General features: G+C 63.3%; 10 protein-coding genes. 7 read left to right on the forward strand and 3 right to left on the reverse strand.

The annotated features are described in order from the left end of the window. Window positions 1-137: 137 nt before the first annotated feature. Entirely contained in the window at window positions 138-830 is a 693-nt protein-coding gene (locus BDB13_RS16780; protein ID WP_094272631.1) for a TetR/AcrR family transcriptional regulator, read from the reverse strand. Between the two features lie 227 nt (window positions 831-1,057). Between BDB13_RS16780 and BDB13_RS16785 the strand changes: the two genes are divergently transcribed. From BDB13_RS16785 to BDB13_RS16815, 7 genes are all read left to right on the forward strand, one after another. Then, window positions 1,058-3,082 carry a dipeptide ABC transporter ATP-binding protein gene (locus BDB13_RS16785; protein ID WP_094272632.1) on the forward strand — a complete coding sequence of 675 codons (2,025 nt, stop codon included), beginning with the start codon at window positions 1,058-1,060 and terminating at the stop codon, window positions 3,080-3,082. A gap of 7 nt (window positions 3,083-3,089) precedes the next feature. Further along, window positions 3,090-3,959, forward strand: coding sequence for an ABC transporter permease (locus BDB13_RS16790; protein ID WP_094272633.1), 870 nt, complete (start codon window positions 3,090-3,092; stop codon window positions 3,957-3,959). Between the two features lie 5 nt (window positions 3,960-3,964). Further along, complete coding sequence (locus tag BDB13_RS16795) at window positions 3,965-4,960, forward strand: ABC transporter permease (protein WP_094274973.1); 996 nt, start codon at window positions 3,965-3,967, stop codon at window positions 4,958-4,960. 98 nt (window positions 4,961-5,058) lie between these two features. Further along, complete coding sequence (locus BDB13_RS16800; protein ID WP_094274974.1) at window positions 5,059-6,678, forward strand: ABC transporter substrate-binding protein; 1,620 nt, start codon at window positions 5,059-5,061, stop codon at window positions 6,676-6,678. Further along, a complete protein-coding gene (locus tag BDB13_RS16805) occupies window positions 6,675-7,490 on the forward strand; it encodes an N-acyl homoserine lactonase family protein (RefSeq protein ID WP_094272634.1) in 816 nt (271 codons plus the stop codon). Before BDB13_RS16800 ends, BDB13_RS16805 begins: the two co-directional genes overlap by 4 nt. Continuing rightward, window positions 7,487-8,116, forward strand: coding sequence for a hypothetical protein (locus BDB13_RS16810; protein WP_094272635.1), 630 nt, complete (start codon window positions 7,487-7,489; stop codon window positions 8,114-8,116). Before BDB13_RS16805 ends, BDB13_RS16810 begins: the two co-directional genes overlap by 4 nt. Further along, complete coding sequence (locus BDB13_RS16815; RefSeq protein WP_094272636.1) at window positions 8,113-9,153, forward strand: isopenicillin N synthase family dioxygenase; 1,041 nt, start codon at window positions 8,113-8,115, stop codon at window positions 9,151-9,153. Before BDB13_RS16810 ends, BDB13_RS16815 begins: the two co-directional genes overlap by 4 nt. Here the strand turns inward: BDB13_RS16815 and BDB13_RS16820 are convergent. Next, window positions 9,150-9,956 carry a Fic family protein gene (locus tag BDB13_RS16820; protein WP_094272637.1) on the reverse strand — a complete coding sequence of 269 codons (807 nt, stop codon included), beginning with the start codon at window positions 9,954-9,956 and terminating at the stop codon, window positions 9,150-9,152. The genes BDB13_RS16815 and BDB13_RS16820 overlap by 4 nt on opposite strands. Next, complete coding sequence (locus BDB13_RS16825) at window positions 9,953-11,350, reverse strand: putative nucleotidyltransferase substrate binding domain-containing protein (protein ID WP_254922837.1); 1,398 nt, start codon at window positions 11,348-11,350, stop codon at window positions 9,953-9,955. Before BDB13_RS16825 ends, BDB13_RS16820 begins: the two co-directional genes overlap by 4 nt. Window positions 11,351-11,503 lie beyond the last annotated feature (153 nt).

Below are 11,503 nucleotides of genomic sequence, written 5' to 3' on the forward strand. Positions count from 1 at the left end.
GAGTCGATCCGCGATTTCCTCCTCCAGATCAACCCCGAAACCGGATACATCGGAGACTAGCTATGGTTCGGCATGCCTGAAATTGCCGGCCGATGTCGCACCCAACCACCGCCGTAGCGATCCACCGGAGGTCCAGCTCACATACTTTGGCATCCCTCATAGTCAGCGATAAATCTTGTTGTACGAGCAGCAAGTTCAGCGGTAGATCCCGTCCACCCCAGGACCCTCATGGCCGCGTCCGCGATGATGTCAGGAGACGGTGGAGTGCCGGCGCTTTCCGCCTCGACGTCCGACCTTGTGTTGATCACGGTCTCGACGAGACGGAACGGCAACTGAGCGATACCGATGTCGACATCGCGCCGTGGATCGACCTGAACCATCGCGTCCTGGGCGAACTCTGTGTAGAGGTCGAGCAATATGTTGCGTTGGGCGCGGAACGACTCGAAGCGTTCGGTTCGCAGCTCGGGCAGTAGGTACAGGGCTCCGAGGTTCCATCGCGAGGTCGCCAGTTGATGGGCGTCGAACCATGTCAGGGCGTACATGCGCAGGGTGGCAGGTTCCTCGCTCTCCGACAGTTGCTGTGCGAATGCGACGGGGGAGGTGACCGTCTCTACAAGCAGCGCCGCCAGGAGGTCTTCCTTGTTCGCGAAGTGGTGATAGAGAGATGCCTGCCTGATGCCCACCGCATCGGCGATCATCCGTGTCGATGTGGTGGTGAAACCGCCGGTGGTGAACAACTCGGCCGCCGCATCCAGGATCTCGTCGCGCGCGGTTGCTCCGGGACGCTTACGTGTCGAGAGCCTCGGACGGCCCGCTCCGGTAGTAGTCATCACACCATCCTTGCAGTCGGAGTTCGTAATTGGCGTTCTTCGGATTTCTGTCACCTGACAGAAACAGTGGTCATTCAGTATTAACGCGGCAACACACAGCGGTTACCTCGTGGATACCTGGACGGATTTGTCGAACGGAAAACTGTCACCTGACAGGGAAGTTCGATATCGGCATTGCAATTCCCTGTAGACCACCGCATCATCCCTTCTTCCCGCTGGAGTGGCTCATGGGTAGTACCTACGCTCGTCCCCTCACGATCGAGCCCGTGAACTCGGCGTCCCTCGCCACCTCATCCCTGACCACGTCGTCCGAAACGGTCGGACCTGTAGCCGCCGTCGATAACCTGGCGGTGACATTTACGAGGGACGGAAGGTCAGTGCACGCGGTGCGTGGTGTGTCACTGCGGATCGACGCCGGCGAGATCGTCGGACTTGTTGGCGAATCCGGTTCGGGCAAAAGCGTTCTCGGTCTCTCAATGCTCGGCTTGCTGCCCGCGGCGACGGTAATTGAGGGCACAGTGCGGATCAACGGTCGCGACCTGAGGACTACTTCCGAGCGTGAACTTCGGAAGGTGCGTCGACTCGACCTCGGCGCCGTGTTCCAGGATCCGATGACCTCGCTTAACCCCACCATGAAGATCGGTCGACAGGTCGCCGAGGCAGCGGGAAGCATGGAGGAGGCCGAGAAGTTACTTGCGGCCGTGGGCATTCCGGAACCCGGCCGTCGAATGGGTAGTTATCCGAATGAGCTGTCCGGCGGATTGCGTCAACGTGTGATGATCGCTATCGCTGTCGCCGGCCGCCCCTCGCTGATCGTCGCGGACGAACCGACCACCGCTCTCGATGTCACCGTTCAGGCTCAGGTGCTTTCGCTGTTGCGGTCGCTGCGCGACGAGGTCGGTTGTGCCATATTGCTCGTCACTCACGACCTGGGTGTCGCAGCACAGATCGCGGACCGCGTGGTGGTCATGTACGCAGGCCGAATCGCGGAGGACGGACCGACCGAAACCATTCTGTCTTTGCCGTCGCATCCGTACACCACCGGCCTGCTCCGCTCGCGCCTGTCCCTCGAGACCGTCCGCGGCCGACGCCTCGCGGCGATGCCCGGCGAGGTACCGAGTCCGGTAACTCCACTGTCGGGTTGTGCCTTCGCTCCGCGTTGCGTGGTTCGGGAACCGGAGTGCGAGAAGGCAATCCCCGAGGCGGTGTTCATCGGCCCGGCGCACCTCAGTGCCTGCGTGCGTCCTCCGGGAGTGGCTGCGGAGATTTCACAGCCACAGCCGGATTCATCGACGCCGGACCAACTACCCACGTCGACGATCGCGGAAACGGGCAGGACACTGACCGTCAAGGCGGTGTCAAAAGGATTTACGGTTGGTGGCCGTCGGGGCGGGCGATCGACCTTGCATGCGTTGCAGAAGGTTTCGCTGACCGTCGCACCGGGAGAATCCGTGGCACTGGTGGGCGAGAGCGGGTCGGGCAAGTCCACATTGCTTCGCGTGATCGCCGGACTCGAGACTCCGGATCAAGGGACAGTCGAGCTGCCGCAGGGGCATCGTCCGCAGATGGTCTTTCAGGATTCCGGCGCATCACTGACGCCGTGGATGACCGTCGGTGAACTGATCGAGGAACGCCTACGGAATGCGCCACGCAACGAACGGCTCGGACGCTCGGACAGACGAGCCCGAGTCATCGAAGCACTCACCCGGGTCGGGTTGCAGCCGGAAACCGCCCGCGCCCGGGCGTCGCAGCTTTCCGGCGGGCAGCGTCAGCGCGTGGCACTGGCTCGGGCGACCGTGCTGCCGCCCGCAATGCTGCTGTGCGACGAACCGACCAGTGCACTCGACGTGTCGCTGGCTGCGTCGGTGATCAATCTGATCGGCGACCTGCGTACGACCCTCGGGATGTCAGTCCTGTTCGTGACTCACGACCTTGCGGTGGCACGCATCGTCGCCGACCGGATCGCAGTCATGTACCTCGGCCGGATCGTCGAGATTGGCACCGCCGAGGAAATTACCGGCAGCCCCAAACACCCGTACACCCAGGCGCTGATCGCGTCGATCCCGGATCTCGGGACCACCGCTCCCCGTTTGCGCGGAGAGCCGGCAAGTCCGCTGAGCCCGCCGCCGGGCTGTGCGTTCCATCCACGGTGCCCGATCGCGGTATCAGTCTGCAGTGATCCGGACCTGGAACTGGGACTGGCCGGTGTCGTCGGTAGTACCCATCACGTTGCCTGCACAGAGAGAAGGTGAGATACCCATGGCAGTTGTAGCATCGACGCTTCCCGTTCGTAGGACGCGGTTTCGCACCAAACCTATTGTCGGGACACCGCTGCCGGCTATCGCGAACTACGTAGGCGCGCTGCTGCTCGTAGTGGTGACGCTGGCGCTGGTGTGTGTTCCGCTGATCGCGCCGCACCAGCCCCTGCAACCCGTCGGGGTGCCACTCCAGCCCCCTGGCGCCGGGGGGTTCCTGATGGGTACCGACAGTATCGGCCGCGACGTGTTCAGCCGTGTCCTCTACGGCGCCCGCGCAAGCTGGTTCGCGGCACTTGTCGTCGTGGGTGCGGGGCTGATCGTCGGCGGCTTCGTGGGACTGATTGCGGGCGTTCGGGGCGGCTGGGTCGACAACGTGCTGATGCGTGTCACCGACGCGTTCCTCTCGTTGCCGGCAGCCGTTCTGGCGATCGCGGTTGTTGCCGCACTCGGTCCGGGCTTCACCCATACCTTGATTGCCGTATCGATCGTGTGGTGGCCGTTCTATGCCCGCATCGTCCGGGGCGAGGTGCGGACACTCGCGGCCCGTCCACACGTCGAGGCAGCCCGGCTGTCAGGGGTCGGGCCGGTCCGACTCGCATGGCGTCACCTACTTCCCGGTGTTTTCCCCTCGGCGATTGTTGCGGCGAGCCTCGATATCGGCACGTTGATCCTCACAGTGGCGGGTTTGTCCTTCCTCGGGCTGGGGCGATCGGCACCGTCCCCTGAACTTGGGGCTGACAGTGCCCGCAACCTCAGTTTTCTGTTGCAGCAGTGGTGGATTCCGGTGATGCCGGGCATCGCCGTGCTTGTCCTCGCGCTCGTCGGCAACATAGCCGGCGACTGTATCCGAAACCTACTCAGAGGCAGGTGAACAAGATGAGTGCACTGATCGTCAAGAGGCTGGCCGCCATGATCGCGATCCTGGTTGGTCTGAGCGCCGTCATCTTCTACCTGCAGAGTATTTCTCCACTGGACCCGGTGCACGCTCAGTTGGGCGGGCAGGCGTCGGCCGAGGCGGTCGCCCAACGCACGCACGAACTCGGGCTCGATCGCCCTGTTACCGCGCAGTTCTGGTCGTACCTGGTCGACCTGGTGCACGGTGACCTTGGGTCGTCTTACCGGACAAGAAGATCGGTGACTGAAGATTTGGGTGCCTATGCGCCGGCAACCCTGGAACTAGCCTTCTACGGCATCATGACGGCCGTTGTGCTGGCCGCATTGCTGGCGTTCGGCTCGACCCTGAAATGGCGTGGCGCAGTAGTGTTTCGAACAGTCCTGTTTGTCGGCGCGTCGACCCCGACCTTCCTGCTCGGCATCCTCGGGATCGTGATTTTCTACCAGCAGTTGGGCTGGCTGCCGGCCAGCGGCCGAACCGGGCTCACCGACGCGCCGACGGGGCCAACGGGACTGATGACCGTCGACGGGTTGCTCAATGGCAGGCTCGATGTGACGGCAGACGGACTAAGACATCTGGTCCTCCCGGTCGTCGCTATCGCGCTGGGACCCGCCGTTGCGATCGGGCGGGTTCTCACCAGCAGCCTGGCTGCGGATCAGGCGAGTGATTACGCGCGCACCGCACGATCGAAGGGCCTGTCGGAGTGGCAGGTGCTGGTCAAGCACTCGCTACGCAACGCGATGGGCGCTGCATTGTCGATGACCGGACTCCAAATCGGTCTGATGTTTGCCGGTGTCCTCGTGGTCGAGCAGGTGTTCGGTTGGCCAGGATTGGGCCAGTACATCGCGCAGAGCATCCCGGTCGGAGACTTCCCGGCTATTGCGGGTGTGACCTTGATACTCGGTGTGGTTTACATCGTGGTCAACACATTGGTCGACATTGCACAGGCGAAGGCAGACCCGCGGATTGCCGCGTGAATTCGATTCGCCACCAAAACTTTCCGAAATCCCAGTTCGCCGGACACGAGCGCGAACATCGGTCCGCCGGTGATCATCGCGAGAACAGGAATATCTCCATGAACCTGAAATCAGGTATCTCGACAGCGAAGCGACGTAGCATCGCCGCGGTCGCGGTTATCAGCGCGGTGGCTCTTACCGCGGCGGGCTGCGGGGGATCCTCGGGCTCGGCCACCGCAAGTAAGCCTTCGACAGACCACGTCCTGCGACTGTCGTTCCTTCAAGATCCGGGCCAGCCACCGGATCCGGATATCTTCTACTCGGGCCAAGGATTGGTGCTCACGCAGAACACGTACGAGGGACTGCTCCGGTACAAGCCGGGAACCGAGACCCCCACACTGGAGCCACTTCTCGCCACGGAGTGGACTGCGTCGCCGGACAACAAGGTGTTCACCTTCGCGCTGCGTGAGGGCGTGACATTCCATGACGGGACTCCGTTCACCTCGGCAGCTATCAAGACATCCTTCGATCGTCGACTCGCGGTGAATCAGGGTCCGGCCTACATGGTCAGTGATGTCGAGTCGGTCACCACCGACGGCGACTTCGCGGCGACTATCACACTGACGGAACCGAATTCGGCGTTTCTCGCCTACCTGGCGTCGCCGTACGGACCGCGCATGATGAGTCCGACGGCGCTTGCCGCGAATGCCGGCACCGACAACGCTCAGACCTATCTGACCACCAATGACGTCGGAACCGGCCCGTACTCGTTGGACCGCGCCGAAGTTGGTTCGCACTACTCACTCGCTGCCTATGACGGGTACTGGGGCGAAAAGCCGTACTTCACGCAGGTAGAACTGCCAGTAATCACCGATGCGTCCTCGCAGCAATTGCAGTTCAACAACGGGGAACTCGACGCAATCACCTACGGTGTGCCCAGCTCCGCAGTGCAGTCCTACATTGACGGCGGAGTGTTCTCCACGCAGAGTCTGCCGACGATGATGTCGGACTACATGTACGTGAACCCGAACAAGGGAATGTTCACCGATCAGGCCGTGCGCCGGGCCTTCTTGCAATCGGTCGACACCGACGCCCTGGCCAAGCAGGCTTACTTCGGTCGCGGTGAAGCCGCGGAACAGGTCTACCCGCCGAACATGATGGCTGCGGAGTTCGCGCAGCAGAACATCACCCACGATCCGACCGTGCTGGAGAACTTGGTGTCGTCGATGCCCGCCGACAAGAAGTCGATAGTCATCGGTTACGACTCGAGTTCGTCGGATAATCAGTTGGCCGCAAACCTTTTGTCGGCGAACCTGTCTCAGATCGGGGTGACCGCCAGCGTGCAGAGCTTCCCGACAGCACAGATCTTCGAGTGGGCAGGCGACCCCGGAGCGGGTCCGGACGTACTGCTGAACCTCGGCTGGCCGGACGCGCCGCCGCCCTACACCTGGGGACATATCTCCTTTGACCAGGGCGCGGGTCTGAATTACCTCAACTGTTCGTCGCCGGAGGTCTCGGCGCTCCTCGCCGAGGGGCTGACCACCGGTTCAGACCAGACCTTCTCCGACGCGGCCGTCAAGGCCTCGGAGACCGGGTGCTGGATGAACCTGGTCGACGTATCGGACTTCATCGTCGCGCAGCCGTGGTTGAAGGGCATCGAGGAATCGCACATGGTGTCGGCCCCGACATCACTCAACTTCGCGACCCTCACGGTCGACAATGCAGGAGCAAACAAATGAGTGGATTGGTTCAGAAGATCGTATTGCTGACGCTGGGCTGGGAAGACCTGCCCAAGTCGATCTCCGTCTACGGCTCGCCGCCCGAGCAGCGACTGATGGAGCCGACACCCGGAATCCTGGTCCAACTCGGAGACAGATCCTGGGTCATGCTCGACACCGGCTTCAACGTGGCGCTGGTGCGGGATCCGGCACTCTACGAGCGGTTCTATCCAGATCCGGCCTACAAACCCGTCCTTCCGTCGGACTCGGGTGAGCCGATTCTCGACGCGTTGGCTGCGGTCGGTGTCGCGCTCGAGGACATCTCTGCCGTCGCGGTCAGTCACCTTCACCACGATCACGCGGGTGGTATCAAGTTGTTCGCGGGTCGCGTTCCGATCCACGTGCAGCGCCCCGAGTTCGAGTACGGCATGTCGAATCATCCACAGCCCGAACGAGAAGCGACCGCGCGCATCGACTTCGATGATCCCCGCATCGACTGGCGGCTCGCCGACGGCGAGTTCGAGATCGCTCCCGGTCTCACCGCAATCCCGACCTACGGGCATACCGTCGGCCACCAGAGTTTCATGGTCGAGTTGGACCCGTCGGTGGGCGGCGGCGGATATGTGTTCGCGTTCGACGCGGCCGATCTCACCGAGAACATCGAAAAGGAGGTGCCGCTCGGTGGTTTCGTCGGCGACGACCCGGAGATCACCCTGCCAGCGATCCGTAAGCTGAAGGCGCTGGCCGCCGAGCGCGGGTACCGGTTGGTTCCCGGTCACGACCCCGATGTCTGGCCGGTGCTCACTGCGGAACTCGAGGGGCGGTTCGGATGACGGAGACACTGCTCCGAACCGTCGACGGGCTCGCGGGCCTGTGGCGTCGGACTCTCCTGATTGATGTCGACGGCTCGCAAGACCCCACCGCGGGGGTGTGCTGGCTGCAGGGGCCGTCGTTGTTCGTCGACCTGCGCCTGCCCCGAGAGGGACGCCCGGTGGAAGGGTTCGCCGGCCGGTTCGTCTGCGAGGGGGACGTGTTCGAGTGGCGACGCACGATCGACCTCGGCCCCACGCGGGACATTCCCGACGCCGCGACACTCCATATCGAGTGCGGTGTAGTGGTGGAAACGGGTGTACATGCGCCGTACATCGAACACTGGGTCCGTAGCCCGGAAGACACCGAAAAATGTTGGGGCGCAGAGCTGGTAGCGACGGACGGATCGCACGCGATAGTTGTTCGGTCCGGGCAACGCTTCGGCTGGGCAATGCAGACACCGGCAGGCGCGTCGATCAGCATCGGCGTCGTCGACTCTGATCGCTGGATCATCGCATCGTCGTCCGATCCCCACCAGCAAGGACATGATCTGGCGCTTTTCGTGAGCGAAACGACCGCACACACCACACACGACATGAACACCCGCACCTGGATACTCAGCTACTCAGAAGGAGATGACCTGTTATGAACGCTCCCACCGCATTCACCTCGGTTCCGGTCGTCGATATTTCCGGGTTGTTCTCCGGGAACAGCGATGACGAACGACGGGTCGCGGACGAACTCGGGCAAGCGGCGCGTGACGTCGGCTTCTTCTACATCTCGGGTACCGGAATCCCGAGTGAGTTGTTCGACGAACTGCTTGCCATGACCAAGACGTTCTTCGCTCTCCCCTTGGAGGAGAAGATGACCTCCTACATCGGGTTGTCCCGATGTCACCGTGGATACGTCCCGCGCGGTGAAGAGGGACTCGAAGGCTCAGCCCCCGACCTCAAGGAGGCGTTCGATACTGCGCTGGACTTACCGGCGGACGATCCTGACTACCTGGCTGGGAACCCGATGCTCGGTCCGAATGTCTGGCCGGCCATCGACGGGTTTGCCGAGGTCGTGACCACCTACTACCAGGCATTGATCACAGTCGGGCGAGCCCTGTTGGGCGCGTTCGCACTTGCCCTGGACGAGGATCCCGATGTATTTTTTCGCGCAGCCACCAAGACTCCGAGCCAACTCCGGCTTATCCACTATCCGTTCGACCCCGATGCCGTCGACGCACAGGGGATCGGTGCGCACACCGACTTCGAGTGCTTCACACTGTTGAAGCCGACCGCGCCGGGTCTCGAGGTACTCAACGGCGACGGCGAATGGATCGACGTCCCACCGCTACCGGACACGTTTGTGGTCAATGTCGGGGACATGCTCGAGGTGTGGACCAACGGGGAGTTCATCGCGACGTCCCACCGGGTACGGAAGGTCCAGGAGGAGCGATACTCGTTCCCGCTGTTCTTCAACGTCGACTACCACACCGTCGTCGGGCCGCTACCGAAGTTTGCGGCTGCGGAGCGCACGCGTCCGACTCTTGTTGCGGGCGAGCATCTTTTCGCCCAGACGGCTCAGAGCTTTGGCTATCTGCGGCGCCGATTGCAGTCCGGTGAAATCACACTTCCCGAAGGATCTCTCGGACTCTCGAGCTTCGGGCAGGTGGCGGTGCAACGGGGATCGGTGACCTAGCTCTCTCGTTCTACCAGAGCGCGTCGAAGCAGTGGGATCATCGGGCGCGGCGACGGTGCACCGGTGCGGCGGAATGGGGCCGAGTCTTGCGAGCCGGCAACCCATTCCGCAGCATTGATGCTCGACAGGTCCAGGAGGAATCCGGTCGATCCGGTGAGCTGGTGCAGCAGCAGGGTGCCGGTGCGGCCGTTGCCCTCACGAAAGGGATGTGCATGGTTGTAGGTGACGTAGACGGTTGCCAGTGCGTAGGCCAGGCGGCCACGGTCGACGCGATGCCAGTTTGTCGCGGCTACCGCGATCTCAACTTCGCGAAGGTAGCGGCCGATCATCCCGATCGGCGCGAAGGTGTCACCGTTCTTGGTGATATCGACGATGCGTTGTTGCCCCGCCCAGCCGAATACGTCACCGAACACGTGGCGGTGGAGCGCGAAGATATGGTCGGCGTCCACCAAACGTGGAGACGGTCCAGGCCGAAGGTGGGCTTGTAGCAGTCGGGCTGCCGTAGCGGCAAACTCGACGTCCCGCAGTTGGCTGGAGTCCCGGAATCCGAAGTTGTTGCGCAGCACAGTGGTTCCCGTGACCAGGTACGGTCGGGGTAGCGTTATTCGTCGTCGCCGGTGCGGGACCGGTCGGGCGGCAGCGTCTCGGCGGTGACGATCGATGTAGTCCGCGGTGGTGAGCGTGCCGACAGCCAGCAACTCCAGATCGGCGAGATCATCGCGGTTTGGTTGCCAGCCCTCGAGCCTTTCGGCGGCCACGGTCTGCTTGACTGCGTGCCGCTGAACCTCGGTCAGCTCCGTCATGTCGGAGGCCCGGCGTAGGCGAGTTTGCGCTGCACCCCGGCGATCTCGCGAACTGCACTCGCGAGCAGGCTCCGATGCAGCGGTGTCAGGGAGTCCAGCTGGGCGACGTCGGTCGGGGTTTCACCGCGGTCGATCTGTTCGCACTGGTGCCGCAGCCGGATCTGGGCCAGCGCGTCGAACGACTCCGCGAGTACAGCTGCGTCGTCGTCCGGCAATACCCCGGCGCCTGCTGCAATTCGCAACCGAACTGCGGTGGACGGGTCGGTGCAGCCGGCCGCAAGCCCGGCCCATCGCGCGATGTTCACGATCGGCATGACGCCCTGCGCTTTGATGTCGACAGTATTGGCTCGGCGGGTGAGTCGTTCGCGAAGCGAGTGCATCCGGGCCTTGCCTTCGACGGCCTCCTTCAGCAGCAGTCGCAGTGCTTCCGGACTCAACCGCTCGAAGACGGCGGGGGACAGGGCGAGCCGATTGTCGCCGAACGCGACGCGACTGTCAGCGAGCAGCGACACCATGACGACGCCCTGATCGGCGTACGGATCAGCGAGCCAGCCACCGAGCCCACGCAGCCAATCGGATTCGGAACGCGCGAACCGTGGGCTCGATGCAACCGCCCCGTTGGCGTCCGAAGGGAGCCCGCAGCGTTCCAGCAGTGCATGCACCTGATTCCCGTATTCGAGTGCGCCGGCCTGTCGTTCCGGATCGTCGTCTGCCCAGGTCAAGGCGCTGTCGACGTCGGAGCTGGGCATGGCCTCGCGGCGGGCGTTGCTGCCGAGGGAGAGCCACGTGGAACCAGATTCAGGACGAGAGTCCGAGAGCAGGTGAGCGGCGCGGGTAACAGTGGCATCCATGATCACCGAGGTGATGGCGCTGACGTCGAGTGCCGCTACTCGCGCTCGCCACAGTCCGACCACGAGTTCCGGTATCCGCGCCGTCGCAGCCACCAGCTCGTCGGCATCAGCTGCCCGGGAAATGCTGCCTCGCAGCAGGAATCCGCTCCGAGTGGCGGTGGCAAACAGGTCGGCGTCCTCGACCACACCCAAGACATCCCCGCGTTCGGACAGTATCGGTAGGTGCCGGATGCCACGTTCGAGCATGTCGAGCAGCACGTCCGCGCCCAGTCGGTCGGCGGTCGCCGTGTGCACGGGGGTGGTCATCACCGCGACGATGGGAGTTGTCGTGCTCAGTCCGGCAGCGACGACCCGCCGGCGCAGGTCCCCGTCCGTGAAGATGCCGAGCCGGCCGTCGCCGAGTGGAACGAGTACGTAGCGCCGGCCGGCGGATGTCATGGCGCGGGCGGCGTCGGCGGCAGTTGCCTGGGGCGTGCAGGTCAGTGCAGGCCCGCGCAACAGCTCACCGACCGGGCGCATGGATGGATCGCGGACGACGTTCATATCCCTTATCTAAGGCTGTGCTGCGACGCCCTGCGTCACCGACTGCCGGTGTGAGGGTTCGGAAACTTCTCGTTAACGGAAGTCATGGACTCGCAACGTAATTGCTACACGGGGAAACGTGCGGGACACCGCGTGGGAACGAAGGGACGGAAA

The sequence above is a fragment of the Rhodococcus sp. OK302 genome (genome assembly GCF_002245895.1).
GTDB lineage: Bacteria > Actinomycetota > Actinomycetes > Mycobacteriales > Mycobacteriaceae > Rhodococcus_F.